The organism is Paenibacillus sp. B2(2019), from assembly GCF_008370385.1.
Classification (GTDB): Bacteria; Bacillota; Bacilli; order Paenibacillales; family Paenibacillaceae; genus Paenibacillus_AQ.
The window spans coordinates 69,240-94,753 of record NZ_VTZR01000020.1 but is presented as its reverse complement, the minus strand read 5'-3'; the positions used below and the strand labels follow the sequence as shown (position 1 = coordinate 94,753).

The 25,514-nt window shown below is 44.2% G+C and carries 23 protein-coding genes, 1 pseudogene and 1 riboswitch; of the genes and pseudogenes, 16 read left to right on the top strand and 8 right to left on the bottom strand.

The window, feature by feature from the left end:
* Positions 1-34: 34 nt before the first annotated feature.
* A complete protein-coding gene (locus PAENI_RS18155) occupies positions 35-1,558 on the top strand; it encodes a DHA2 family efflux MFS transporter permease subunit (protein ID WP_076285163.1) in 1,524 nt (507 codons plus the stop codon).
* Between the two features lie 67 nt (positions 1,559-1,625).
* Here PAENI_RS18155 and PAENI_RS18150 read toward each other — a convergent pair whose 3' ends face one another.
* Entirely contained in the window at positions 1,626-2,669 is a 1,044-nt protein-coding gene (locus tag PAENI_RS18150) for a YncE family protein (protein WP_149646230.1), read from the bottom strand.
* A 182-nt stretch (positions 2,670-2,851) separates the two neighbouring features.
* Between PAENI_RS18150 and PAENI_RS18145 the strand changes: the two genes are divergently transcribed.
* The 7 genes from PAENI_RS18145 (at position 2,852) to PAENI_RS18115 (ending at position 10,492) form a co-directional block, all read left to right on the top strand.
* Positions 2,852-3,736, top strand: coding sequence for a nucleotidyltransferase domain-containing protein (locus PAENI_RS18145; RefSeq protein WP_188114612.1), 885 nt, complete (start codon positions 2,852-2,854; stop codon positions 3,734-3,736).
* 78 nt (positions 3,737-3,814) lie between these two features.
* Positions 3,815-4,564 (top strand): WecB/TagA/CpsF family glycosyltransferase, encoded by a 750-nt coding sequence (locus PAENI_RS18140; protein ID WP_149646228.1) that lies wholly within the window; start codon positions 3,815-3,817, stop codon positions 4,562-4,564.
* A 237-nt stretch (positions 4,565-4,801) separates the two neighbouring features.
* Complete coding sequence (locus tag PAENI_RS18135) at positions 4,802-5,479, top strand: helix-turn-helix transcriptional regulator (protein ID WP_042184354.1); 678 nt, start codon at positions 4,802-4,804, stop codon at positions 5,477-5,479.
* Between the two features lie 36 nt (positions 5,480-5,515).
* The gene (locus tag PAENI_RS32270; RefSeq protein WP_149646227.1) at positions 5,516-6,691 is read left to right on the top strand and encodes a MalY/PatB family protein; all 1,176 of its coding nucleotides are present in this window, start codon (positions 5,516-5,518) and stop codon (positions 6,689-6,691) included.
* Positions 6,692-6,769: 78 nt separating this feature from the next.
* Positions 6,770-8,257: a Na+/H+ antiporter NhaC gene (gene nhaC, locus PAENI_RS32265; RefSeq protein ID WP_149646226.1), complete on the top strand. Its 1,488-nt coding sequence runs from the start codon at positions 6,770-6,772 to the stop codon at positions 8,255-8,257.
* A 14-nt stretch (positions 8,258-8,271) separates the two neighbouring features.
* Entirely contained in the window at positions 8,272-8,661 is a 390-nt protein-coding gene (locus PAENI_RS18120) for a RidA family protein (protein ID WP_410477476.1), read from the top strand.
* Positions 8,662-8,941: 280 nt separating this feature from the next.
* Positions 8,942-10,492, top strand: coding sequence for a flavocytochrome c (locus PAENI_RS18115; protein ID WP_149646225.1), 1,551 nt, complete (start codon positions 8,942-8,944; stop codon positions 10,490-10,492).
* A 114-nt stretch (positions 10,493-10,606) separates the two neighbouring features.
* Here PAENI_RS18115 and PAENI_RS18110 read toward each other — a convergent pair whose 3' ends face one another.
* The 6 genes from PAENI_RS18110 to PAENI_RS18085 all read right to left on the bottom strand — a co-directional run bounded on the left by PAENI_RS18110 (position 10,607) and on the right by PAENI_RS18085 (position 16,814).
* Positions 10,607-11,449 carry an ABC transporter ATP-binding protein gene (locus PAENI_RS18110; RefSeq protein WP_149646224.1) on the bottom strand — a complete coding sequence of 281 codons (843 nt, stop codon included), beginning with the start codon at positions 11,447-11,449 and terminating at the stop codon, positions 10,607-10,609.
* 16 nt (positions 11,450-11,465) lie between these two features.
* The gene (locus PAENI_RS18105) at positions 11,466-12,227 is read right to left on the bottom strand and encodes an ABC transporter permease (RefSeq protein WP_076300092.1); all 762 of its coding nucleotides are present in this window, start codon (positions 12,225-12,227) and stop codon (positions 11,466-11,468) included.
* Complete coding sequence (locus PAENI_RS18100) at positions 12,224-12,517, bottom strand: thiamine-binding protein (RefSeq protein WP_036682688.1); 294 nt, start codon at positions 12,515-12,517, stop codon at positions 12,224-12,226. The genes PAENI_RS18105 and PAENI_RS18100 overlap by 4 nt, the downstream gene beginning before the upstream one ends.
* An 80-nt stretch (positions 12,518-12,597) precedes the next feature.
* On the bottom strand, positions 12,598-13,647 hold the full coding sequence (locus PAENI_RS18095) for an ABC transporter substrate-binding protein (RefSeq protein WP_149646223.1): 1,050 nt from the start codon (positions 13,645-13,647) through the stop codon (positions 12,598-12,600).
* Positions 13,648-13,807: 160 nt separating this feature from the next.
* A riboswitch (TPP riboswitch) is annotated at positions 13,808-13,918 on the bottom strand.
* A 149-nt stretch (positions 13,919-14,067) separates the two neighbouring features.
* Entirely contained in the window at positions 14,068-15,519 is a 1,452-nt protein-coding gene (locus PAENI_RS18090; RefSeq protein ID WP_149646222.1) for a hypothetical protein, read from the bottom strand.
* 80 nt (positions 15,520-15,599) lie between these two features.
* Positions 15,600-16,814: an MFS transporter gene (locus tag PAENI_RS18085; protein ID WP_042184370.1), complete on the bottom strand. Its 1,215-nt coding sequence runs from the start codon at positions 16,812-16,814 to the stop codon at positions 15,600-15,602.
* A 161-nt stretch (positions 16,815-16,975) separates the two neighbouring features.
* On the opposite strand from PAENI_RS18085, the gene PAENI_RS18080 reads away from it, so the two are divergent.
* From PAENI_RS18080 to PAENI_RS18055, 5 genes are all read left to right on the top strand, one after another.
* A complete protein-coding gene (locus PAENI_RS18080) occupies positions 16,976-17,395 on the top strand; it encodes a pyridoxamine 5'-phosphate oxidase family protein (protein WP_042123646.1) in 420 nt (139 codons plus the stop codon).
* Between the two features lie 148 nt (positions 17,396-17,543).
* Positions 17,544-18,218 carry a response regulator transcription factor gene (locus tag PAENI_RS18075; RefSeq protein ID WP_042184374.1) on the top strand — a complete coding sequence of 225 codons (675 nt, stop codon included), beginning with the start codon at positions 17,544-17,546 and terminating at the stop codon, positions 18,216-18,218.
* Positions 18,215-19,630: a HAMP domain-containing sensor histidine kinase gene (locus PAENI_RS18070; RefSeq protein WP_149646221.1), complete on the top strand. Its 1,416-nt coding sequence runs from the start codon at positions 18,215-18,217 to the stop codon at positions 19,628-19,630. The genes PAENI_RS18075 and PAENI_RS18070 overlap by 4 nt, the downstream gene beginning before the upstream one ends.
* Positions 19,631-20,494: 864 nt before the next feature.
* Positions 20,495-21,070 carry a sigma-70 family RNA polymerase sigma factor gene (locus PAENI_RS18060; protein WP_149646220.1) on the top strand — a complete coding sequence of 192 codons (576 nt, stop codon included), beginning with the start codon at positions 20,495-20,497 and terminating at the stop codon, positions 21,068-21,070.
* Positions 21,060-22,115, top strand: a complete 1,056-nt coding sequence (locus tag PAENI_RS18055) for a hypothetical protein (protein ID WP_188114611.1) — start codon at positions 21,060-21,062, stop codon at positions 22,113-22,115. The genes PAENI_RS18060 and PAENI_RS18055 overlap by 11 nt, the downstream gene beginning before the upstream one ends.
* 393 nt (positions 22,116-22,508) lie before the next feature.
* Here the strand turns inward: PAENI_RS18055 and PAENI_RS32960 are convergent.
* Positions 22,509-23,002, bottom strand: a pseudogene (locus PAENI_RS32960) (Rossmann-fold NAD(P)-binding domain-containing protein); the annotation flags it as partial.
* A 114-nt stretch (positions 23,003-23,116) separates the two neighbouring features.
* Here PAENI_RS32960 and PAENI_RS18045 point away from each other — a divergent pair.
* Genes PAENI_RS18045 through PAENI_RS18035 form a run of 3 tightly spaced genes read left to right on the top strand, consistent with a single transcriptional unit; the run spans position 23,117 to position 25,478 of the window.
* Entirely contained in the window at positions 23,117-24,028 is a 912-nt protein-coding gene (locus tag PAENI_RS18045; RefSeq protein WP_042184378.1) for an ABC transporter ATP-binding protein, read from the top strand.
* On the top strand, positions 24,025-24,741 hold the full coding sequence (locus PAENI_RS18040; protein ID WP_076285176.1) for an ABC transporter permease: 717 nt from the start codon (positions 24,025-24,027) through the stop codon (positions 24,739-24,741). Before PAENI_RS18045 ends, PAENI_RS18040 begins: the two co-directional genes overlap by 4 nt.
* Positions 24,742-24,743: 2 nt before the next feature.
* Positions 24,744-25,478, top strand: coding sequence for an ABC transporter permease (locus tag PAENI_RS18035; protein ID WP_149646219.1), 735 nt, complete (start codon positions 24,744-24,746; stop codon positions 25,476-25,478).
* The last annotated feature ends 36 nt before the right edge of the window (positions 25,479-25,514 follow it).

The following is a 25,514-nucleotide window of genomic DNA, read 5'->3' as shown; positions in this document are numbered from 1 at the left end:
CCGTTAGTATTATTATAGAATGGAGGATTCCAAAATGAAAGCAAAAGAAAGTAAAGCATCTTACGGGATATTGGCAATCCTCATGATTGGTGCATTTGTTGCTTTACTGAGTAATACCCTACTCAATATAGCTTTACCATCGATTATGAAGGATTTTAATGTCAGTGCCTCAACGGTACAATGGCTATCAACGGGCTATATGCTGGTGAACGGGATCATGATTCCTTCAACAGCTTTTTTGATTCAAAAGTATACCGCGAGACGGTTGTTCTTAATCGCGATTGGATTATTTGCGATAGGAACCTTTATCGGCGGATTAGCACCAAGCTTCCCTGTGTTGCTGATCGCCAGAATGGTTCAGGCTTCAGGGGCTGCGATCATGATGCCATTATTAATGAATGTATTATTCACTACCTTTCCACCTGAGAAACGTGGTTCAGCTATGGGGATGTTCGGGTTGGTTATGATTTTTGCACCAGCTATCGGACCTACATTATCTGGATGGATTATTCAGCACTATGAATGGCCTGTACTATTCTTTATGATTGCCCCAATCGCCGTATTGGTGTTCATTCTGGCCTTCTTCAAATTGCATGATCCTAAAAAAGATGTGGCTATTAAGATTGATTTCTTATCTGTAGTTCTATCAGCGATTGGTTTCGGGGGTCTCCTATATGGCTTCAGTTCTGCTGGGAACAAAGGATGGGATGATCCAATGGTCTACTCCGCGCTTATTATCGGAGCGATTGGGTTAGTGATCTTCATTATGCGCCAAATGAAGATGAAGGAGCCTATGCTTAACTTCAGAGTGTACAAATATCCGATGTTCGCTTTATCCTCAGCGATTTCGATTACACTGAATATGGCAATGTTCTCAGCGATGATGCTGATGCCAATTTACCTGCAAAACATTAGAGGGATTTCACCACTGGATTCGGGACTTCTAATGTTGCCTGGTGCGTTAATTATGGGCGTTATGTCACCAATCACAGGTAAATTGTTCGATAAATTCGGCGGTAAAGTATTAGCACTAATCGGTCTAGCGATCGTAGTGATTAGTACGTATTTCTTTAGTGATTTGACTGAAACGACTAAATATTCGACACTCATGATCCTATATTCTGTGAGAATGTTCGGGATCTCTATGGTGATGATGCCAGTTATGACCAATGGATTGAACTCGATTCCAGCCAAATATACGCCGCATGGTACAGCCATGAACAGTACGATTCAGCAGGTTTCAGGGGCGATTGGTGGGGCACTGCTCGTAACCATTATGTCTAACAGTACCACTTCACATGTGAAAGATATGGTCGCTGATGCTGTAAGTAAATTAACGGCTAAACCTTCGGCAGACCAATTGCTTGGTATACAAAATCAAGTCATTGCGAAAGCTACTATTGAAGGAATTAATGATGCATTCTTAGTATCTGTAGGCGTAGCGATTATTGCATTTATTCTAGCCTTCTTTATTAAAAGAGGTGTACAGCCTAAGGAAACGGCAGAAGAAAAAGTGACTGCAAAGAAAGTAGCTGCTAAGCAGGTTACAACGCATTAGTCTATATTCAAAAAGGCGCGCACCTTATAGGTGAAGCGCCTTTTTTGCAAATATAAGAAAGTAAAGATTACTTATAATGATGTGTTAATCTTGGACCATCCTGAATGACTGTGATGGAATTGTCGTTCGCGACATATAACCTGTTCGTTAGTGGATTAAGTGCGATATTTACGCCTGTTACGGAGGGGAATACCGCGATTCTTTTAAACGTACTGGCGTTATACACGGACATTCTGTTCTTATTGAAATTACTGACAAATAAATGATTTGTAATCGGGTTGATGAATGTGCTGGAGGAGGAAGATAACACTCTAGTTGCAATCACCTTATTGGTATTTCCATTAAGCACAAAAAGCTTCCCTTGTTTAACCTGTTGAGCACTGGACACGTAAACACGGTTTGTAAGCGGATTAAGGATGACCTCGCTTTGTAACCGTCCAAGTTGTACATTCTTGAGGAGCTTGTTGGTGCCGCCATTGATCACGGAAAGAAAGCGGCTTAAGTTGTTCGCTACATAAATACGGTTCGTAATCGGATTTAGCGCAGGTGTGATTACTGGGTTGTTGCCAACCTTGATGGTTGCTATTACAGTTTGTGTACTACCGTTAATGATAGATACGGAATTGTTTATCGTATTCGTTACATAAATGCGATTGGTACGTTTATTAATGACGATAGCGGAAGGGCGGCCGCCGATCTGGATAGTAGTCCGAATGCAGTTCGATCTGCCATCGATGACGGTTACGATGCCAGAGGCACTCGACACATAAATCAGGTTCGTTCGAACATTAACGTTAACACTATCAGGGTTCCTGCCCACTTGGAGGGTCTTGATTACACGGTTTGTCCGTCCGCTAATTACAGATACCGTCCCATCGCGGAAGTTGGTGACGTACACACGGTTTGTTCTTGGGTTGATGGCAAGCTTGAGCGGAAATCTACCTACTTGTATGGTTGCAATGATCCGATTGGTCAGGGTGCTTAATACACCAACAGTTCCGGCTGTGGTGTTAGGATTTACGAAGTATACCCGATTGGTGATGGGATTTACCTCAATATCTCCGACAGGTACGGATGTAGGAACTGTGGTTATGATGGTGGGTAACGCCATGATATAACCCCCTCTTCAAATGACTAGATGATTCATTATATTTGGGCAAGGGCAAAAGGGTACTATATATCGTTGCAAGATGTATCTCCAGAGTATAGAATGATATTCCCAAATCCACATTTCGGATTTAATGTAAGCGCTATATTTTTAAGGGAATTGAGATCGATTGGAGGCTGATGGATATGATGATGAAATCAGTATTGTCGGATATTTTACTAACACCTGATAAGTTGCTACTTCATCGCGAATTACTAGAGGAGATTGGAAAGTTCATTACGCAAGAGATCCTAAATCATCCGTTATTGCAAGAAGATCGTCAGAGGGTAAGCATTATCCTAGATGGATCGACCGCACTCGGGGTGGTAGATGGGCAGTCGGATGTAGATATAATCATTATTTGTGAGGATGAGTCTTACAACAGTATTAATCATCGGTTCGAGGAAGCCGGGCTGATTCCGGAGCACAGTAGTTTTTTTATGGATTTAAGGCTTCCGAGTGGGAAGACAGGGCATTATACACTCCATAAAATATCTGATATCAAAGAAGCTTTAATGAGCGGGGATATGGAATGGCTGTGGAATGCATCAGTGTCCTATATTTACTACGATCTGCTGGAGCTGAAGTCACTTTTTCATTCCTATGTTCCACTCCAACCTGAAGTACTAATGAAATTTCGTAAGAATTCATACATACAGCTGAGAAGCTATGCCAGAAGTCTAGATAATCCTGTAGTTCGTGGCGACGCCTTTCCCATCTTGTTCTTAGCGGTTTCTCTTTTTAAAGAGGCTTTACGCTGTGCAATCACTATTGAAGGTTATCCGTATCCCTATGACAAATGGCTTGTTCCCGTAGCGCAGCAAACGGTCGTAGGTCGAAAGATTTTGGAGTGTGCAGGCGATTTTTGGAGTTATCTTAGAGAGGATGAATCCTTTGCTCCCATGTACCAGGAGGACAATAATTTTGTCAAAATGGAAAAACAATTTCGAAAGATACTTTTGGAGGAATTCCGCCTGAGAGAGATCGATGAACCTTGGTTAATAGAGTGGTGGAAGTTTTTAGAGGAATAAACGGAGTAATGACGCTGACTATCCTTCTTGATTACGGTAAGGTATACTGGAATGAACTTTTCAGTAAGAGGTGATTAAATGGCTGGGACAGTCTCTATATTAGGCGTTCCTTTTTCAAAACTAACACTAAACGAGACAACACTTCATCTAACAAAACATATTCAATCCGGAGAACCGAAGCTATTTCATTTGATTACGGCGAACCCGGAAATTACAATAACAAGCCAATCGGATGAGCTGCTTCGAACCATACTCCATGAGGCAGATTTGATTACTCCTGATGGGATTGGCATTGTGCTGGCATCGAGAAGAAAAGGTGACCCTATAGCTGAACGAGTTACGGGGTATGAACTACTTCTTGAGCTGCTCGCGCAAGGAAATAAGCTGGGCTGGTGTTTTTATTTCTTGGGCACGGATGAGCATACCAGCTGTAAAGCGGTTGAAAAGATTACAGAGCTATATCCGAATGTGAAAATTGCCGGAAGACATAATGGTTTTCTTACTAAAGAAGAGGAACCGGCCATTGTGGCAGAGATTCAGCACGCACAGCCAGATTTCCTGATTGTCGCGATGGGGGCTCCATACTCTGACAAGTGGGTTTATAAGCATAAACAGGCGCTTTCTCAGGTTAAGGTTGTGTTTGGCGTGGGGGGAAGTTTGGATGTTATAGCGGGAAAAGTGACTCCAGCCCCTGCGATATGGAAGAAACTCAATTTGGAGTGGCTGCATCGACTCTTATTCGCACCTGTGGCCAAAGGACAAAAGTCGCGCTGGCGCAGGCAAGCAGTTCTTCCTAAATTCGTGTATCGAGCTATGATTAGGAAATAAGGTACAGCAGTAAATATAGTCTTTCACTATTTCTGCAATTTGTAGAAATAGTGAAAGACTTTTTTTGTTATCGCTTTACAAGAAATATGCCCTAAGTATTTAAGAGAGAATATTGGCTGGAACAATTCCAATATATTACTGATTGCTTTTTTAAGAATGTTGTAATAAAATCTTATCAAGATAATAAATTATTATCAAAATAGAAAAGACGTAAAACGAAAGGAGTGAGATGCTCACATGTTAGAAGATCGCAGCTGCCTGGAGTCCTATTTTCCAATCGCTTCTTTTATTGCTTCAATTATAGGTTCAAAATGTGAGGTTGTTATTCATGATATAAGCAATCCAGAGCGTTCAATTATTTTTATTGAGAACGGATACATTAGTGGGCGTAAAGTAGGCGATAGTTCAACAGATCTCGTGCTTAAGCTGTTGAAAGATGAGTCCTACCGTGAGCAACCGTTTATTGCTAACTATAAAGCGCGTGGTTCGCAAGGTCAGGTATTTCGCTCCGCTACTTATTATATTAAAAACAGCAGCAGCGAATTGGTCGGTATGATGTGTATTAACATTGATGTCACGCATATGGAGGTTGCAGCTGAGTGGATACAAAACATTTTGCAAGGAGGATCAACACTTCCACCAGTACCGTTAATACCACAACAAGAGGTTGTAGAGAAGCAGACGGAAGAGTATTTACAAGGAAACGTAGATGACCTGCTCCAGCACATGATTGATTCGGTGCTCGGTAAAATTAATGTCCCGGCAGAGCGATTGTCCTCGAAAGAGAAGATTGAACTTGTGAAAGTACTTAACGAGCAGGGCGTGTTTCTACTTAAAGGTGGAGTTTCTCAAGTCGCTAAGACCTTGATGATATCTGAGCCAACAGTTTATCGTTATTTGCAAAAAATTAAGTGAGAATAAACAGAACTCTCAAGAGAGGAAGTGGGCTAGATGACAATAGACTTTGATAAGGTTGTTAGCCGATATGGGACCAATTGCGCTAAATGGGATGGCATGGCGCAAGTTTTGGGCAGAGAAATGATAGCGCTTTCCGTCGCGGATATGGATCTTCAAGCCCCTCCACAGGTGATTGAGCGAGTAACGGAGATGGCGAAGCATGGCATATATGGATATACCGATCCTTTTCCACCTTATTATGAGGCAGTTCAGGGATGGATTAAAAAAGCTTACGATTGGGAGGTTCCGCAAGAATGGATCGTGTTTTGCCCTCGTATTGTGCAAGCGGTTTCTCTGATCATTCAGAACTTCACTCAACCAGGTGATCAAGTGTTAATCCATACTCCAGCCTATCAGCCGGTTGCTAAATCGGTAGAACTAAATAACCGCGTATTAGTGGAAAGTCCGCTTCGTGAAGTGAACGGGCGTTATGAGATCGATTTTGCTGATATGGAGTTGCGAATGCAAGCAGGGGTTAAAATTGTACTGCTCATCTCACCGCATAATCCGGTTGGACGAGTATGGACACGAGCTGAACTAGAACGAATCGTTAGCTTGTGTACAAAGTATGATGCTTATATTGTATCGGATGATATTCATGCCGATTTTATCCATGAAGGCCATGAGCATACGATAATCGGGAAGATATCGACTGAGGCAGAGCAGCGATCCTTTATCTGTACTTCCCCAGGGAAGACCTTCAATCTTGCAAGCCTTGAAATTGCTAACATCGTGATTCCGAATGATCAGCTGCGTGAGAAATTCAGACATTGCTTACAGCAAGCAGGCTGTCATAACCCAACCTTTTTTGCAGTACCTGCATTAGAAGTGGCTTATACGGAATGCGATGAATGGCTGGAAGAATTACGAGGGTATATCACAGCCAATATCGTTTGGGTGAAAGCTTATATAGCTGAATATATGCCTGAGCTTCGCGTGATCGAGTCAGAAGGAACCTATCTATTATGGGTGGATTGTAGGGCAATTAGCACCAACGAAGCAGAGCTAAAGCAGTGGATTGAGTCCGATGCGAAGGTTAGTGTGAGCTTTGGAACAGGTTTTGGGGCATCAGGAGAAGGCTTTATTCGCTTAAATATTGCAACGCCGCTGCCCATGTTACAAGAAGCTTTTCATCGGCTGTACCGAGCCTATCCATTAAAAAATTCATAATAAAAAACTCTTTATTAATGACCTTGAAAGACCTCGTTAGTAGCCTTTCTCAGATCCGTATCAAGGGGGATAATAATCATGTCCAAATCAGAAACACCAAGAGTCAAGAAACAGCCGACGATGTTCTTAGCGCTATTGCCGATTATTACGATGATTGTGCTACTTAGTTTAGGGTATGTGTTGTTTGAATTACCACCAGAACCACTTATTATTACCTCAGCGGTTGTTGCTGGTATTATCGCGATTATTCTTGGTTATAGCTATAACGACATACTAGAATCTATCGCTGGTAAGATCGCGAAAACGATGCCCGCCATTCTTATTCTGATCATGGTTGGTTTTATGATTGGGGCATGGATGGTTGGTGGAACGATTCCGATGATGATTTACTATGGATTGAAAATTATTAGTCCACAATTTCTGCTTATTACCGCATTTATTGCGACAGCTGCTGTTTCGCTTTGTACGGGCACATCTTGGGGGTCAGCGGGAACGATCGGGGTTGCTTTTATGGGCGTTGGCGCGGGTATGGATGCAAACCTGGCAGCAGTGGCTGGTGCTGTAGTTGCAGGTGCTTATTTTGGTGATAAATTGTCACCGCTTTCAGACACAACCAATATTGCGGCGTTAGCAACAGGTGTCAATCTATATGAGCATATTGGACATTTATTGTATACCACAATTCCTTCCTTTATTGTCGCAAGCGTTGTTTTTATTATAACAGGCCTAAACACAGATGCCGCAGGTGCTATTGTTCCGGAGAAGGTTGGAATAATCATGGGATCGTTGAATACAATTTATGACTTTAATCTGCTGCTTATAGTACCCGTATTAATTATCTTGTATGGTTCAATTACGAAGAAACCGACAATACCGGTCATGCTGATCTCTTCTATGTTCGCTATGGCTAACGCACTTGTATTCCAGGGATTTACTTTGAATGATGTCGTATCTTCTGTTGTTAATGGATTTAATATTTCTATGGTTCAAGTAGCTGGGTTTGATTCTGCCAACGTTATTGAAGATGTACCCCGTCTTCTAAATCGTGGCGGAATGAACTCCATGATGGGTACACTTCTCATTTGCTTCTGTGCAATCACGTTCGCTGGAACCATATCTCTGACGAAGTCCTTGGAATTGATTGTTAATAAGCTTTTGAAGTTCGTCCATTCCACAGGTTCAATGATCGTAGCAACAATTGTTACAGGTCTTACGATGATCGGAGTTACAAGTAATGGTCAGGTATCCATCTTAATGCCAGGTGAAATGCTGCGTGAAGCATATATCCGTCGGGGCTTGCATCCGAAGAACTTGGGACGTACCATCGAGGATTCAGCGGCGATTACCGAGCCTATTCTGCCTTGGACAGCTGCAGGTGCTTATATGGCGGGTACGCTGGGTGTTGCAACGCTAGATTATTTACCTTGGGCTGTTCTCTGTTGGACAGGAATAATCTTTGCGACGATATGGGGCTTCACGGGATTCGGTATCGCGAAGTTAACGCCAGAGCAACAGGCAGAAATGTTAAAGGAATATGACGGTAACACTAATGAACAAGCTGGATAAAGGAGTCTTTTAAAATGACAAATATGGATAAAGAAACTGTAATAACAACGGATGCACCAGGTGCAATTGGACCTTACTCTCAAGCTGTAAAGCTTGGGAACGTCCTATATACTTCAGGACAACTCGGACTAGACCCGGTTAAGGGGACTTTTCCTGCTACGGTTGAGGAACAGACGGAACGGTCGTTGCTGAATGTCAAAGCCATACTGGAAGCGGCGGGTACAAGCATGGATCAGGTAATAAAGACGACCGTTTTCCTAAAGGATATGAATGATTTTCTTAAGGTGAATGAGATTTATGGAAGGTTTTTTGCTCAGCCATACCCTGCTCGCAGCGCTGTTGAAGTAGCACGTCTGCCTAAGGATGGGCTCGTAGAAATTGAAGTTATAGCTTATATACCATAAGTGATCCAGTAGCGTTCAAATTACGGGTTGCTTAGTTAAGCCTGCACACCCTGTATGGAAAAAGGATTAGAAAATAAGGCAGATGGTCGCCCTGAAAAGGGTGGCTTTTTTTGAGTAGTAAGCTGCGGAAATATTGAAAGCGAGAATTTTTATGAAAATTTAAATGAAAATATACATGGAAATGTAACAGTAATCATAACTAATTACAGAAATACCTTCACAAAACATCGACTTTGCGTTATCATAAATGTGAAAACATTCACAAAGGGGCGTTATAAAGATGAAGAAGACAACAAGTACTGCTCTCATTCTCATTCTCTCTGTCATGCTCGTAATCGCAGGCTGCGGTAACAGTAATAGCAACAGCGCAGGTAATAGTAATGGCAACGAGAACAAAAGTAAGGTAAATGAGACGGCCAAAAATGATAAAGCTGAAGCCGTATCAGGTGCATCAGAAGCTAGTTACTCGCCACTGGATCAATTAAAAGATAATTATGATATCGTTATTGTTGGTGCTGGTGGTGCAGGAATGTCTGCTGCACTGGAAGCTAAGGCCAAAGGCTTGAACCCTGTTATTTTAGAAAAAATGCCGGTTGCAGGTGGGAATACAAGTAAATCCTCCTCAGGAATGAACGCTTCCCAAACGAAATTTCAAAAAGAGCAAAGCATTGAAGATAGCAATGATAAGTTTTATGAAGAGACACTAAAGGGCGGCCATGACACGAACGATAAAGAGATGCTTCGTTTCTTCGTTGACAATTCCGCAAGTGCAATCGATTGGTTGGATTCGATCGGAATCAAGCTGAACAATATTACAATCACAGGCGGCATGAGCGAAAAACGTACCCATCGTCCAGAAGACGGCTCTGCGGTAGGCCAATACCTTGTCAAAGGATTGGTTAGAAACGTACAAGAAAAAGAAATTCCACTGTTTGTGAACGCGGATGTTAAAGAAATTACTCAAAAAGACGGTAAGGCTAACGGCGTCAAAGTACTCTTTAACCAAGCTGATGAAAAAACCATTACAGCGAAGGCAGTTGTTGTAACAACAGGTGGTTTTGGATCCAACATGGATATGATATCAAAAGTTAGACCTGATCTGGAAGGATACGTAACGACTAACCAAATCGGCAGTACCGGCGACGGCATCAAGATGATTGAGGCACTTGGCGGAACCACCGTTGATATGGATCAAATCCAGGTTCACCCAACAGTTCAACAAGAAAAATCTTATCTGATCGGGGAAGCTGTACGCGGCGAAGGTTCTATCCTCGTAAATAGCGAAGGCACACGGTTCGTAAACGAATTGACTACACGTGATAAAGTTACCGAAGCGATCAATGCACTTCCTGAAAAAGCGGCTACGCTTGTCTTTGATTCCGGTGTCAAATCACGCGTGAAAGCAATTGAACAATATGACAAAATGGGCTTCGTGATCCAAGCGGATACCATCGAAGCATTGGCGAAAGAAATCGGTGTTCCAGCCGATAAGCTAAAAGCGACACTTGATACTTGGAACAGCGCGGTAAAGAACAAGAACGATGCTGAATTCGGCAGAACAACAGGGATGGACAACGATTTGTCCGCGGGTCCTTACTACGCTATTAAGATCGCCCCAGGGATTCATTACACCATGGGCGGCGTGAAGATCAATACGAACACAGAAGTATTAAATAAAGACGGCGCTGCTATTCCTGGCCTGTATGCGGCTGGTGAAGTTACAGGTGGATTGCACGGTCAAAACCGGATCGGCGGTAACTCTGTAGCAGAAATCATTATTTTCGGCCGTCAAGCAGGGATTAAATCTGCTGAGTTTGTACAAGCACAATAAGATTTAACTGCTATTCTGTTTAAAACAAAAGAACCGCTTGGGCTAATTGAAGCCCGGGCGGTTCTTTGTTTAATCTCTCGTTTAAAATGAGTGGAGTAACCTCTATTCAAAAAGCTACTTCTCGCTTTTAGCTTGTTCTTCTCGCATCCACTGTGACAGCTGGCGTTTGAGTTTAAGGAATTCCGGGGAATCCGTAATCTCATCGCGGCGTGGCCGTGGAAATGGCACATCAACAGTATGTAGGATGGAGCCGGGGCGACCCGAGAATACATAAATACGATTCGAGAGCAGCAACGCTTCTTCGATGTTATGGGTAATGAATAGCACGGAGCGGCGATTCTCCTCCCACAGCTCCAGCAGCCAGCGCTGCATTTCACTGCGAGTTAGTGCATCCAGTGCGCTGAAAGGTTCATCGAGCAGCATCAACTCCTGCGGAGCCAGCAATGCTCTGAGAAAAGCAGCACGCTGCTGCATCCCACCAGACAGCATATGCGGATAAGCCTGTTCGAATCCATTCAAGCCAACCTTGGCGAGCCACTGGCGCGCTTCTTCACGAGCTCCATCCTGCAGAGCGCCTTTAATTTCCCCGGCTAGCAGTACATTATCTTCAATCGTTCGCCAAGGAAAAAGCGCAGGCTGCTGCGGCATATAACTGATTTCACCACGTTGACCCGTAACGGCTCTGCCGTTCATGCGGATCGTTCCTGCATCGGGCTTCACTAGTCCGCCGATCATATGGAATAAGGTGCTTTTTCCGCAGCCGGAAGGACCGACGATCGAAACGAACTCTTGCTGCTCTACCTTAAGAGAGACGTTGTTAAGCACGTTCGTCTCGCGGCGACGATGGGTGAAGGACTTGGAGATGCCGCTTACTTCAAGAGCAGGTGGTGCAGTATGAGCTTCAGGAGAGCTTATGATTTCAGTTGTTCTTTGCTCTATTTGCGTCGCTTGAGACATACAGGCATCTTCCTTTCTATGAGTTACGGCGCGGTTTCCAGCGAACTAACCATTTTTCGAGCAAGGCGATAATCGCAAAAAGCACAAGACTAAGGAGCACAATAATAACAATAGCGACAAACATCCGATCCGTACGGTAAGCCGATTTTTGCAGGAGCATATAATAGCCAATCCCTTTATCCGCGCCAATCCACTCAGCGACCACGGCTCCCATAACCGCATAGGTAGCTGATATTTTCACACCGGAAAATAGTGCCGGGATAGAAGACGGAAGCTCCAGCTTGGTGAAGATTTGCCACTTGCTTGCGCCCGCCATTTTCATATAATTCATCATGACCTGATCACTTTGAGACAAGCCGCCCATTGCAGCGACAGCTACCGGGAAGAAGCATACCAGTGTAATCAGCACGATTTTGGGCAAAAGACCGAAGCCAAACCAGATGATAAGCAGTGGTCCGAGTGCGATAGAGGGAACATTTTGACTCAGAATAATGAGTGGATAAAAAGCCCGTCTAGCCCAAGGTAAAAGATGCAAAAGTAGAGCGACGATCAAGCCTACACCTGTACCAATAGGAAAACCGATTAATGTGAGTCGGAGCGTAGCCATCGTATGAGCCCAGAGACCTGAGGCATTACTGGTGGATTCGCGAGCAATATCAGCAGGACTCGGCAGAATCCAGGATTCGATATGGAATAGAGAAACAGATAACTGCCATACGGTTAAAAAGAAGACGACCGCCACAAGGGGCGGCCATATTAGCTTCCAGGTCGATCTCACGGCCGATATTTCTCCGTCAATTTATCCATGCTGATTCCGTTAGGGTTATGAGCGATTTTGATTTGGGAGATCACGCTTGGACTACCTGCTTCGATCAGCGCCTCTTGCATTTGACGTACAACCTCCAGGAGCTCGCTCAGTTCACCTTCCATAGTAGTTTCCAGTGGATTCACCTGATGTTTAACGCCAGATTTTTGAATAACTTCAATCGCTTTATCTACGTAGGGGATGGAGTCCTCATTGTTTGGAGTCTTAGGAATTACTTGAATGCTTAATAATGTGTTAGCCACAATAATCAATCCTCTCAAATTGTATAGGTAAGTTCAAAAAGCCAACTTTGATAACGATGTAATTCATTAATAATTGTTATTTACTCCGCCGGTAAAAAATCATTCGTGAATGCACTAGCTGCATCCAGCGGTTTGTCCAGCAGCTTCAAATCATACATCCAGTCGCCGTAATTCTGCCAGACCTCGGTTTTTTGCTCTCCCCAGCGTGGGGCGTCGTCCTTATATTTCGGGCTAAGCCATTTTTGGCTAGCTAGGACAAGCTCTGCATCAAGGTCAGGCACAGCCTTGGATAATGTAGCGGCAGCCTTTTCTGGATGATCAATCGCATATTGATAACCCTTCGATGTGGCTTTCAGGAAAGCCTTCACCAAATCTGGATTCTCAGAAATCTGCTTCTCACTCGTGGTCAGCACAGGGGTGTAATAATCGAGCTGAGGCGCATAATCCTTCAAGTAGAGCATATCCAGAGGCTCACCACGCAGTTCGGCTTCAATACCTGTCCAAGCGTAGAAGATCCAAGCGAAATCAATGTCACGTTTGACTGCGGTAAAATAGTCAGCTTCACCAATACTGATTAGCTTCACCTTTTTCACATCGCCACCAACAGGGTCCATGATCGCCTTCATGGCTGCTTCTTCAGCAGGAGAGCCCCAACCGCCGTAGGTTTTACCCTCAAAATCTTTTGGTGATTTAATATTGCGGTCTACTGGAGCGGCGAATCCCGAAGTATTATGCTGAATAATGGCTGCAATCGAGACAAGGGGAACGCCTTGTAGACGGGCTAGAGTCAATCCTTCCTGAGCGCTGATCCCAAAAGCGGCTTCGCCAGAGGTAACCATAGTATCAGAACCCGCTGCGCCAGGTTGAACGATTTCTACATCCAGACCTTCTTCCGCGTAATAACCAAGATCCTTGGCTACGTATAGACCGGTGTGGTTCGTATTCGGTGTCCAATCCAGTGCAACCTTAACTTTGGTAAGCTCTTTCGGAGCATTTGATCCGGTCGCTGCATTCGAATCCGCAGCATTTCCTTTGTTTCCGGCTGTATTCCCATTGTTGCTGCCGCATCCGGCAATCGCAAGAATGAGCATACAGGTGAGGCTAAGCATAAGTGCTTTTTTGAGTTGCATGTCTTCTTCTCTCCTTTAAGGTTGCCAGATCCCGTCATCCAACATGAACCATAAAGTGTAGTATGTACATTTCTTCTACATCTTTTGTGATCTACACAAAAAAAGCGCCCCGAGTGATCGGGACGCTGGCTTGGCGCAAGGTTAGTAAAGGTCACAGGGACCAAAACCAATTGGCGATTCCTACGCTGGCATTATCCAGATCAGGTATAAGGGTCAGTATCTTGTGGGATACAATCTCAGCCGGCCAATTCCAGCACCCCTGGTTCTATGAAGTTAACGGGTATTTCTCGCTTAAACGCTAATCGTCTTTATAAGGACGCTGAAGGCGTTTATGCTTGCATACGGTGTATTATAGACGGCTGTTCTCGGAATGTCTAGTAGCACGCTCCTAAATTTTTCAAATCTCTCCGTCCGTTTTCATTAATCCAGATCTTTATGTTTCTTGCGATGACGCCGCTTAAGCTCAGTAACCAGAGCACCTAGCGTAAGGACAACACTGATCATTATCCCGCTCATAATCACGAAAAGAGCAAGAAACTCAAAGGGGGAATAGCTAACCATCTTACTCCATTGAATCTTTCCATCCAGATCGTCAATGACTTGATTCATGCCATAAATCCCGCTTACCACCGTAAATACAGTGAGGATCATCAGCAGATTATCCCGGCGCTTCGACTGGAATTTGTCTTGATACTGAAACAGGTCAGTCAAGGTTTCTTTCACTTCCTCGAACAGAGCGTCGTTTCCGTATACTTTACGCAGCTGAAGAAAAATCTCCCGTCCTTGCGACTGTGAAATCAGCTCCAAGAAATAAAACTTTGCCGAGAATTTATTAATCGAGTAGATTAAATTATCGATCTCATCATAATCGTGGTTTATGCGTAGTCGGGAATGCATATTTGCCAGCTTTAGCAGAACAATTTTGTGGAAAATATTGAGTAGAAATCCGTAATAATATTGCCCGTACATCTGGTTGGCCAGGCTAACGGCGATCTTTGGTTCAGCTCGGGTCAGACAGCAAAAGGTCTGCTCATTCATCATATAATACGAGTCTGGGCCCCATCGATTATAGGAATGCTCATGACAGTAGTTCGCAATATACGCTGGATCGCTGGCACTGGCATAGGGCTTCCCGTTCAGATCAATTCCATCAAGCTGAGAGGCGCGATAGCGCATATTTATACTAATCTCATCAGAATCTCCTTCACTCTGAAAGCCATAAAAGGCTTGCACCTGCATTCTTTCATCTACGAAAAAGGGAAGGGTCTCGAAATAAGCCCCATTAATATCCGAGTGATCCAGAAAAGGCTCCAGTCCATCCACCAGATTTCGGAAGACAAAATCCTCTACCATCTCATAGGTCTGTTCTCCGCAATGGATATAGGTGTAGTCATCCTGTACGAAGGTATTCTCAAGCGTCCGGAAGCGGTCCGCGAATTCCAGTGCAATACTAAAGGGAATCGAATCCCCCTCAAGCTGGACACGTATCGTCACAAATCCAAGCTGAAAAGGACATATGAATATATCCGTCGAGAGAATTTTAAAAAATATAGACTGCTGAGGAATCTCTAGAATACAGTCCAGATTATTGACTCTGGAAAAGCGGCGGAAAGAGTCAACATCCTTCTTGCGTGGAAAAAGAATGTGTGCAGCAAACGGTAAATAGGTGCGCTCCATCCGTTCATGGGAAACACAGTGGCCTTCTCCGTAATAGGCATTTTCTAGCGCTTTATTATCCAGAAAAAAACGTGTGAAGCCATCATCCTGCAATTGTTGGATAAGCTTCTTAGAATCGCCCTTTTTTATTGAAAAGGGAAAAATAAACTGCATAAGCGCAGTATGTAATAAAGGCTCAGTTGAAAGCTTATCCATTCATCGTCCATCCTTGTGCTCAGAATATGCTTATAGATGACATTACCCTAAAAGGATTAGGTTGATACCATTCTAACATTCTAAATACTGGAACTCTTTCTTTGGACTGCTTGCCTGGATTGGAACCTCCATGCGGCAATGCTCAGCAAGAACAAGAAGGCGGCAAAACCGGCAAGTAACCCAGCAGTTTGTGCCACTTTTAGATGGTCCATAGACCAGCCCATAAATAGGGGCAGCAGAGCTCCACCGACACCTCCAGCAGCGATCATTATACTGGGTGTTGATTCTTCGGCTCCTGGCAGCATCTTGCTGGAGAAGACTAGAGCTATGGAGAAAATACCGGACATAAATAGCCCAAGTAGCATAATTACGATGAATGCAGCTAATCGATTATCTGTGAACGGAAAAAGAGCCAGCAGTAACAAGGTCAGTAAACAGCTACTTAAAATATATACACGGTAAGAAATTTTCTCTGCAATCACTCCAGCAAACAATCTTCCCGTAGACATAGCTAGCCAAAAGAAAGTGACTGTCAGCGCCGCCGCAGATTCTGTCATCCCTAGCTTGGCGATAAAGATGGCGGGCATAAAGTTGACCAGACTCATCTCCGTACCTACATAAAGAAAGAAGAAAAGGATGAAGATGCCCAGCAGAATCCATTGTTTCCCTTTATACGGAAGCTGTGTGCTGGACTGCGAGGAATGTGCGGATGCTGAGACTTTGCGAGGTGCTCGCTCGTCCAGTATGCGCTGCAGATTCCCAAAATGGCCTCTTCCCCAGAGAATGAGGGAAAGTAATGAGAAGCCAGCGACAATTAGGAATGCCAATCTCCATGCTCCGGTAGCAATGAGCGGACTGGCGATAAGAGGCATTACAAGTGCTCCTATCCCAAATAGGACTTCAAGTCGGCTCATCGCAATCGCGGTTCCTTCTGTCACAGCTCCGATAATGATGGTGCCGATGACGGCTTCGATCATACCGAAACCAAAGCCAGCCGCAACAGCAATGACATACATCCACTCCCAAGGGGGTAGAAAAGCATACGCAATCTCAGCAGTCAGGAGAAGAGCGGTGGCGATAATGATGCCTCCTCGTTTCCCAAAACGGCGATTGAGTAGGGGAGAGACAAGCACACCAGCCAGAAAACCAGCAAATTGACTAAAGATTAATTGCCCGCCGGCACTATAATTTTGGTCATAATGCTGTAGCAGAACGGGAAGAATAGATCCCAGCACTACATGAGCAAGGCCAATGACAAAGTAGGAAAGACAGCCGATCCAGATCAGTTTTTTCACGAAGTAAGCTCCTTATATTGAAAGTAGTTTATGGAGTAAGGTCGGATTCAATGTGAACCGGAAGGGTACATTATAATAAGCACCATTGTTATGATAAATCCAAACGGTGAGCTTGGATATATAAACTTTTGTTTACATGCTTGAAGGGAGAGATTTACGTAATGGATAACAAACAACTGGAGCAACTCATTATTAGAGCATTGGATGACAACAAGTTTGGTTCCTTTGGTACGATCGAAGAAGGAAATAAGCCGAAAGTACGTTACATGGCCATTTTCCATGAGGGTTTGAAGATTTATTTAGCTACGAATCGCAAAACTCATAAGGTGGAGGAATTATCTAATAATCCGAATGCTTTTTTACTGCTTGGATATGAGTCAGGCGGAAGCAAAGACGTGCTGGAGATTGAAGCCACCGTTGCCGTTTCTAAAGATGAAGGGCTGCGCACAAAGGTGTGGAACAAAGAGCTGGAGCCATGGTTTACAGGGCCTGATGACCCTAATTATGTGATTCTTGAACTTACTCCAACGCGTATTGAGTATGTTGGCAGTAATAAAGAGCACGGCGTGTGGACTCCCTAAACCAATTTAATATCGATTCCGAAAGCCTTCCTATCCCCCACGGGTTTAGGAGGGCTTTTTTAAAAGATAAGTCCCTGAGTGTCCTGTTAAAACATGTTATAATGACTTCAACTTTTTACGTAATTTCTCAGGGGAGGACTTAAAATACATGAGCGTTACTCTGTTATATATTGAAGATGATCATGAAATCGGCAGCGTCGTGTCTGCGGATTTAAGTGAGCGTGGTTATAGTGTACGATGGCTGCGGAGCGGGGAGGGAGCGACGGAGGAAGCGGCGCCTTGTCAATTGGCCATTCTGGATGTAATGCTTCCTGGCCTGGATGGCTTTACTGTCGGACAACGATTGAAGCGGGCGTACCCTAAGCTTCCGATCTTGATGCTCTCTGCGCGAACCTCTATTGATGATAAACTGCAGGGGCTTGAATTCGCGGATGATTATTTGACGAAGCCTTTTCATCCGGATGAATTGGCAGCCAGAATTGAAGTGCTGCTCAGGCGGAATGGGGCATCTGTTCAGGATTCGCTCACGCTTAAACACCTAGTCGTATATGAAGGGGATAACCGAGTAATAAATGCTCAGACACAGGAAGAAGTCATGCTTACGGGTAAGCAATTTCAGATTTTTTCTTATTTACTGCGTCATCTCGGCCAGATTATGACGAAGGAGCAGATTTATGAAGCCGTCTGGGGAGAAGCCTATCTCGAAGGGGATAAAACTTTGATGGTACATATACGATATTTGCGCGAAAAGTTAGAACTTGATCCGGGCAATCCGGAAATTATAGAAACTGTCCGGGGGATCGGATATCGGGTAAGAGCATGAGGGGGTTAGGGCGCATTCGCAAGCAGCGTAACTCCTCTTTGCTATCGGGATATTTGCTTATTATCGTTTCTGCACTGCTTTTTATCCCTGTGGTCCTGCCGTTATCTTTTGTTCTCTACAATATGGTTAATGAAGTGACTAAAGGGGCTCCGCCTGTAGACACTTCTCTGTATTCGAGTGTTGCAGCGCTGGAGACCATGTGGCATAAAGAGGCGCTTCAATTGGAAGATGCTTCTTCGGAAGGCATAAATGAGCGGCTACATGAACTGAGCCGGAAATACACTGAGGCTACTATGTTTTGGGTAGATGGGCAGGGAATGACCCAGTTGATTCTCACACCTGATGAAGGCAATCCGGATCATGGCAGCGGAGTTCCGGAGCAGTGGACGGCGGCTGAGGCTATTTTTTTTATGAAAGAAAGTACAAAGCGTGATCCTTTAGCCATCGTCGCCTTTATGGGAGACCGAGTGGATGCGGGTAAAGGGTTTATGGTAATGCAAATTCCAAACAAGCTGCTCAACAAAGGGGCTTATGGGGGAGTCGGGGCTTGGGCTTTGTATTACTTTGTGCTCTTTGTACTTTTTGGAGGGTTCGCACTGGTTTCTTTGCTGTTCTTTAGAAAAATACGCAAACGGCTACTACAGCTGCAAACCGCGATGACGATTACGGGACCGGATAGAATGCCTAAGTCTATTATGACGGGCAAGCTGGATGAGATTGGCAGACTGGAGGAAGCTTTTAACACGATGGTGGCGAAGCTTGACGAAAGTCGAAAGAGGGAAATCGAAGAGGAAGAGCTGCGTAAGCGTCTAGTATCTAACCTATCTCATGATTTACGTACACCACTAACGGTTATTCGTAGCCACATCCATGTAATGACTAAAGAGAGCTTAACCCCGCAAGGACAACAGTCCTTAGAGCTAATGGATAAGCGTATAGCAGATCTTAGCGTCTTGATCGAGAATCTTTTATCCTACAATCTCCTCAACAGCGGACGGATCACTTTGAAGAAGGAGCGTAAAGATGTCTTGCGCTTGTTGCGGGAAAGTGCTGCTGCTTGGTACCCCGTATGGGAAAAAGAGAACTTCGAGATCGATATTGACCTGGAGGCTGAACCGCTGTTCTGGATGGTGGATGAGGTCTGGTTCCGCCGTATTCTTGATAATCTGTTTCAGAATATTGTACGTCATGCCAGCAGTGGTCTTTATGTAGGGATTTCTACGGAGTCCCGTAATGGGCAACGTGTTATTTTGATTACGGATCACGGCAGAGGTATCCAGAGTCCATCCGATTACAAAGGGGCAGGATTAGGGCTGTCCATCGTGGATCTGTTAATGAAGCATATGGAGTTAGAGTGGGATATGGAGAGTACAGGAGATGGCACTTCCGTAGTAATCTTTAATCCGCTGTAGAAAGAAAATAAAATCTTAGACTTACCATCGTCATTAAGCTCTCACGGGAAAAAATAGTCAATAAAAACGAGCTCAACGGCACCTGTTTTAACAACTAACGAGCAGAATAGCGTAATATATTTGGTTGTAGTTATAATGTTTAATAGGGCCATTTAATGGTTCCAATTCTCAGGAGTTACCAATGACCTGTGTTGAAATATTTCGAAAAGGGGCAAGTTGTGTGAAAAAGGCTGAAAAAATATACAATACTGCAGTAGAGGCAACTTTAGAGGTGATGGTGGGAAATGGAAACCTGTTATTCTCTTTCATCTGACATTCGGTAAGAAACGTAATAATGAATTTAAGAGCTGGAGTCTAAAGGAACTCCTACATCTGATGTGCCGTTGGGGGGATTCGCATATAGAGAGAAAGTACGAGGGAAAGGCTACCGTTCTGGCTAATTCAATGCTTACAGGGGCCCCGCCAACATTTTAACGAAAATATACGCTAAGGACTATCCAATAGTTAAAAAGCCGGGTTTTCCTACTCTAAGGAATCCGGCTTTTGTTTTATTCTCGTAGTGGACGTAATGTTTGTTTTGCGTTAAATGTATATTTGCCACATGGAGCAAATCGGAAGCAAGTATATGAGTCAATCCAAATACTTAGTATCCCTTTACGACAGCCAGTGATCAGTGTGATTAGACTGAAAAATAAAGCACTAGACAGGCCACGGCTGCCATAAGGTCGTTGCACTCCTGGTAGTCTTCCTGATCGATGGTCGTCGACACTCAGCCTTTTGCAAAAAAAAACAAAGAAAACCGAACCTTTTTTTGATAGAGAGGCAATATAGTGTGTAAGCAGCTTACTTAGGAGGGCCCTCTGAATGCAAAGTGAATACATGTACCAATTACTCATAAAAATGAAAGATGGTGATCAACAGGCGTTTCATACGATGTATGATGCCACCTATCAGGACGTCTACCGGACAGTCTCCTTTCTGGTGGATCATCAGCAGGATCGGGAAGATGTCATGAATGAGATCTATATGCAAATGTGGACATCACTTGCTAACTACGATACGAACCGACCTTTCCACTTCTGGCTACACGGCTTGGTAATCCGTCAAGTGCAGAGATTTCGGGTCAAGAGCTGGCGGAGATTCCGAATTTTTGAACGCATTCGTGCCTTCTCTCGGGAAGAGTCTCATTGGGATCAACCTACTGTGTTGATGGATGGGACGAATCAAATGATATCGAAGGCAATCCAAAAACTGACCGACAAACAGCGAACGGTGATTATCCTCCGCTTTTTTCACGACTATACTCTTGAGGAAATCGCGACATTGCTCGATATTCCGCTGGGTACAGTCAAGTCCAGATATCATGCTGGCCTTCAGGCGCTTCGAAAAAACTTATGGAATCTCCCCCCAGAAAGGATGGAAAAGATCAATGCTAACTGAACGCAAAATCCGTGAACATCTGCACAAAGAGGCAGAAACTATGGAGTGCCCTCCGGCTATTTCCAAACGAATAGAACAATCCTATTCTCAATATTTGCAACCAAAAAGGAGCGGAATAACCATGAAAAAACGATTAATTGGTGGAATAGTTGCTGCTGCGATTTTAATTCCAACCGCAGCATATGCGGCCCCTACCCTGATTGAAATGTTTACTAGAACACCAATGAATGCTGAACAAGTCAAGGCGGATGAGGTTGGCAAAGCAACACTTGAGAAGCTGTATAGCACATTTCCCGAAACAAAATCGTTTGAGATAATCGATGCAAGCAACGTTCAAGGTGTCCAAACAAGCATCATACTGCAGGAAAAAGAAGGAACCGGCAAAAAGATTACCCTTCATACAAACGGTATTACGGGTGCGATTGAACACGTGATTCAAGAGAATTGGGAGCCTAAGGAGAAGCCACTCACTACTTTATCCGATCAGGAAATCAAGTCGAAGGTAGATTATCTAATTGATAAAATGTATGGCAACATCGAAGAGTACGAATTTGCTATGGAGAAAATGGAGAACCCGGATCAAAAAACGTTTATGGTGAATTACACCAAAAAGGGATCAAAAACACCGTTCTATCAGGTATTTGTTCAGAGCAATACAATCAGTGTTTCTCTGATCGGAGGTGAGACTACACCTTCAAACATTAAAGTAGAAGGTTTTTTCTCTAGAAATGGTAAGCCTGATTATTCTGCTGATGCCTATCTAAATGATGCAAAACTGTTTTCTTTACTAAAAATTAGCCCAGAAGAATTAAAACAAGAATTAGCAAAAGGTAAATCTGTTGTGGAGATTGCAGCATCTAAAAATGTCTCTAAACAACAAGTGATTGATGTCATTGCAAAAACACAGGTTGATGGACAAATTCAAGGTGAAATTAATGGTGAAGTTCCTAAAAGTAATCGTTCAAATGAACAACAGTTAAAAGCTATTGAACCAAAAGTATTACAAATTATTGAACACAAAAATGAAACACCATCGAAGAAATAACAAGTCAAGGCGCATGAGGTATAGAACCCAATGGATAATCCAGAGCCAAAAACGATCATGTTGAATTACACCAAAAAGGACAAGGACTGAACTAAACTGTTCTTCCAGGTATTTGTTCAAGGCAATACAATCAGTGTTGGGTTGGTCGGAGAATAGGAGTACAAAAACCTCAACTCTGAAACGGTGACCCGTAAGATGGAACACTTTTTAAAAGTGTCCCTTCCTGCGGGTCATTTGTGTTTTAATCAAAAGTAGAATGGACAGAACGGAGATTTTTATGCGTAAAATTAGAAACGCTGCAAAGCTTTTTTAACGAACATTAGATAAAACCACATAAAACAAAACCAAATGTTGAGCACGTATAAGGTAGGCATTCTTAATTTATACGGTAATTTACGGGATGACTTTACGCTTGCGGAAGTCGTCAAAGATGTTCATAAACATTTCTTCGGTATCGACGAATTCGTGAAAGCCTAAACGTCGAGCCGTAGTTCCGTCGGCAAAAAAATCGTAATCCCATGCAAACACGAAATCGCCGAATAGCCAAGAGGATACGTCTTTATAGGAATGCCGAGCAAGCCCATGCTTCTCAATCATTTTGTTCCAAAGCTGCTCCTTGTCCGCCATGACAACGTCTAGAGACATCTGCAACGGAGGCGCAGTTTCCATGCCAAAGTATTGAGCGATTTTCGGCTATAACTCATTCCAACGAAACAGGTCGCCGTTCGTAATGTTGAATGCCTGATTCGCACAGCGCTCGTCGGTCGCCGCCCATACTGTTGCCTTTGCGAGAAGCCGCAGACTACAGAAGGACGGAGTGGCGACCAAGTCCAAGCCTTACCCTTATGCCGTTGTTCTAAGAAATCTTGCTGATTAAACAGCGGCGGTCTAGGACTTTATTTTCATTGAACATCCATATCGTCAAATTTAAACAAAACTTAAACTTCGTGCCGCCTTGTTCTTAACCTTGGGACGTTATGCTAATTACCGAGGTGAGGAACATGAAAGAAACAGTGATTGAAACGAAGGATTTATTAAAAAAATACCGTGGCCGGGCTGCGGTGGAAAATTTAAATTTGAACATCCGCAAGGGAGAGATCTATGGCTTTCTTGGCCCGAACGGGGCAGGGAAAACAACAACAATTCGTATGCTGCTTGGACTGATCACTCCAACATCAGGAAGGATTGAAGTCTTCGGCCAGGATCTTCGCAAGCATAAACTGCAAATTTTGCGGAAGGTAGGGTCGCTTGTCGAGTCTCCATCCTATTACGGGCACTTAAGCGCTGTGGATAATCTTGAAGCCATCCGGCGTATCCTTGGTGCTCCGAAGTCACGGATTGCTGAGGTGCTAGATATTGTTTCCTTAACAGGGGAAGAGAAACGTCCAGTTAAAGGGTTCTCCCTTGGGATGAAGCAGAGACTAGGTATTGCTGCTGCCTTGCTCGGGGAACCGGAGCTGCTTATTCTGGATGAGCCGACGAACGGACTTGATCCGTCAGGGATTCAGGAAATTCGCGGACTGATTAAACGATTGCCGCAGGAGCAAGGGATTACCGTCGTAGTATCCAGTCACTTGCTTAGTGAAATTGAGCAAATGGCGGATACCGTAGGGATTATTCGTCAAGGGCAAATGGTGTACCAAGATAGTATAACGAATCTGCAGCGGCAAGCCGGGGGAGAAATGCGGTTAGCAGTCTCGGACCCGGAGGCCGCGCTGCGTCTTGCTGAAGAACGGGGGTACACAGGGATACTTCAAGACCAAAAGCTAGTCTTCTCCCGGATGATCGATGCAAGAGTTGCCTTGCTAGTCAAAGCGTTGGTAGAGAATGGGCATGCTATTTATCGTGTAGAGGAGCGGAGACAATCACTTGAGGACTTCTTCCTGCAGGTTGTAGGAGGAGAGGAATCATGATGTGGCGGGCACTGTCGGCGGATTGGCTCAAAATCCGTGGCAAGGGACTCTGGTTTCTAGTGTTTCTTGGACCGCTTGGACTTGTAGCCATGCAAGGCTTGAATTTCGGCCTTCGTTATGATTATCTTCGCGAGCAGTATAGTGCGGATTTATGGGGTGGGCTTCTGAACAATGTGGCTGCATTTGTGCCCATTGCTCTCTTTCTTGGAGGGACCTTAGTATGCTCGTTGATTGCAAATGTAGAACATCAGATGAGCTCGTGGAAGCAGCTCTTGGCACTACCTATCTCACGTACTTCAGTATTTATGGCTAAGCTGGTGTTATGTTTGGTGCTAGTGGCGGTTTCTTGTTTGTTGCTCTCGGTGGGTACAGTTGGTTTAGGGCTTGTTTTGGGCTTCAAGGTCGAACTGATTCCGTATTTGGATGTGTTACGAATTGGCTTTATGTCCTATATTGCAGCATTGCCGGTTATCGCTTTGCAGCTGTGGCTTTCTCTGGCTAACCGTAATCAGACATTGCCAGTTGCTCTTGGAATAACCTTATCTCTGGTGTCTATCTTCTCCATGTTACTTTCGGAGTGGGTTCCTTTAACATGGCCATATATGGCTTGGGAATCTTCGCATCGTCTCTTATTTAGCGGTGCAGGGTTGCTGCTGGGGCTGCTGATTCTTTTGCCGGGTGCACTGCACTTCGCACGAAAGGATGTGGATTAACGATGAATTCATTTTGGAGAGTGTTGTCGGCAGAACGATTAAAAATGTCTAAATCATATGTCTGGCTTTTAGTTATAGGCAGTCCGATTTTAGCATTACTTCCCGGGGCATTGGCGGATAATCAAGGGGAGAAGATGAGTTGGGAACTGTTGTTAAATGTGATGTCTATGATGCATGCCTTGCTGTTTCTACCTGTGCTCTCGGGTATTTTCGCAGCGCTGATCTGTCGTTATGAGCATCATGACGGAGGCTGGAAGATGTTGCTGTCTCTGCCTGTGACTCGGTTATCAGTGTACCTCTCAAAATATGTGATGATTATCGGATTGCTGGCTGCGGTTCAACTAACGTTCCTGGTGATGGTGCTGGGAATGGGTTTTTTCCGAAATATTCCGGATTCGATCCCTTGGTCGCTGCTGCTTAGCTCGGTATTTGGCGGCTTTATTGCCTGTCTGCCACTCGCTGCACTGCAACTGGCTATCTCTCAAGGCTGGAGCAGTTTTGGCGCACCGCTGGCGCTGAATGTGAGTCTGACCATTCCTAATATGCTGATCGCCAATTCTTCAACCTATGGCCCCTATTATCCTTGGGTACAACCGATGTTGGCTATGATGCCGTATGGTGATGACACGTTTGGGGCTTTTAATTTACCGTTCGAAACGCTGATGATGGTAGTGGGCGGTAGTTTTATTGTGTTTTTTGCGGCAGGACTACTCTCCTTTTATCGTAAAGCGGTCTGATTTACAGCGATTCTTATAAACGCCTTCTCCATGGAC

What these genes read in the sequence shown, in the direction of transcription:
- PAENI_RS18155 (WP_076285163.1), top strand. Translation starts at nt 35, where the DNA reads ATGAAAGCAAAAGAAAGTAAAGCATCTTACGGGATATTGGCAATCCTC.
- PAENI_RS18150 (WP_149646230.1), bottom strand. Translation starts at nt 2,669, where the DNA reads ATGGCGTTACCCACCATCATAACCACAGTTCCTACATCCGTACCTGTC.
- PAENI_RS18145 (WP_188114612.1), top strand. Translation starts at nt 2,852, where the DNA reads ATGATGATGAAATCAGTATTGTCGGATATTTTACTAACACCTGATAAG.
- PAENI_RS18140 (WP_149646228.1), top strand. Translation starts at nt 3,815, where the DNA reads ATGGCTGGGACAGTCTCTATATTAGGCGTTCCTTTTTCAAAACTAACA.
- PAENI_RS18135 (WP_042184354.1), top strand. Translation starts at nt 4,802, where the DNA reads ATGTTAGAAGATCGCAGCTGCCTGGAGTCCTATTTTCCAATCGCTTCT.
- PAENI_RS32270 (WP_149646227.1), top strand. Translation starts at nt 5,516, where the DNA reads ATGACAATAGACTTTGATAAGGTTGTTAGCCGATATGGGACCAATTGC.
- nhaC (WP_149646226.1), top strand. Translation starts at nt 6,770, where the DNA reads ATGTCCAAATCAGAAACACCAAGAGTCAAGAAACAGCCGACGATGTTC.
- PAENI_RS18120 (WP_410477476.1), top strand. Translation starts at nt 8,272, where the DNA reads ATGACAAATATGGATAAAGAAACTGTAATAACAACGGATGCACCAGGT.
- PAENI_RS18115 (WP_149646225.1), top strand. Translation starts at nt 8,942, where the DNA reads ATGAAGAAGACAACAAGTACTGCTCTCATTCTCATTCTCTCTGTCATG.
- PAENI_RS18110 (WP_149646224.1), bottom strand. Translation starts at nt 11,449, where the DNA reads ATGTCTCAAGCGACGCAAATAGAGCAAAGAACAACTGAAATCATAAGC.
- PAENI_RS18095 (WP_149646223.1), bottom strand. Translation starts at nt 13,647, where the DNA reads ATGCAACTCAAAAAAGCACTTATGCTTAGCCTCACCTGTATGCTCATT.
- PAENI_RS18090 (WP_149646222.1), bottom strand. Translation starts at nt 15,519, where the DNA reads ATGGATAAGCTTTCAACTGAGCCTTTATTACATACTGCGCTTATGCAG.
- PAENI_RS18080 (WP_042123646.1), top strand. Translation starts at nt 16,976, where the DNA reads ATGGATAACAAACAACTGGAGCAACTCATTATTAGAGCATTGGATGAC.
- PAENI_RS18075 (WP_042184374.1), top strand. Translation starts at nt 17,544, where the DNA reads ATGAGCGTTACTCTGTTATATATTGAAGATGATCATGAAATCGGCAGC.
- PAENI_RS18070 (WP_149646221.1), top strand. Translation starts at nt 18,215, where the DNA reads ATGAGGGGGTTAGGGCGCATTCGCAAGCAGCGTAACTCCTCTTTGCTA.
- PAENI_RS18060 (WP_149646220.1), top strand. Translation starts at nt 20,495, where the DNA reads ATGCAAAGTGAATACATGTACCAATTACTCATAAAAATGAAAGATGGT.
- PAENI_RS18055 (WP_188114611.1), top strand. Translation starts at nt 21,060, where the DNA reads ATGCTAACTGAACGCAAAATCCGTGAACATCTGCACAAAGAGGCAGAA.
- PAENI_RS18045 (WP_042184378.1), top strand. Translation starts at nt 23,117, where the DNA reads ATGAAAGAAACAGTGATTGAAACGAAGGATTTATTAAAAAAATACCGT.
- PAENI_RS18040 (WP_076285176.1), top strand. Translation starts at nt 24,025, where the DNA reads ATGATGTGGCGGGCACTGTCGGCGGATTGGCTCAAAATCCGTGGCAAG.
- PAENI_RS18035 (WP_149646219.1), top strand. Translation starts at nt 24,744, where the DNA reads ATGAATTCATTTTGGAGAGTGTTGTCGGCAGAACGATTAAAAATGTCT.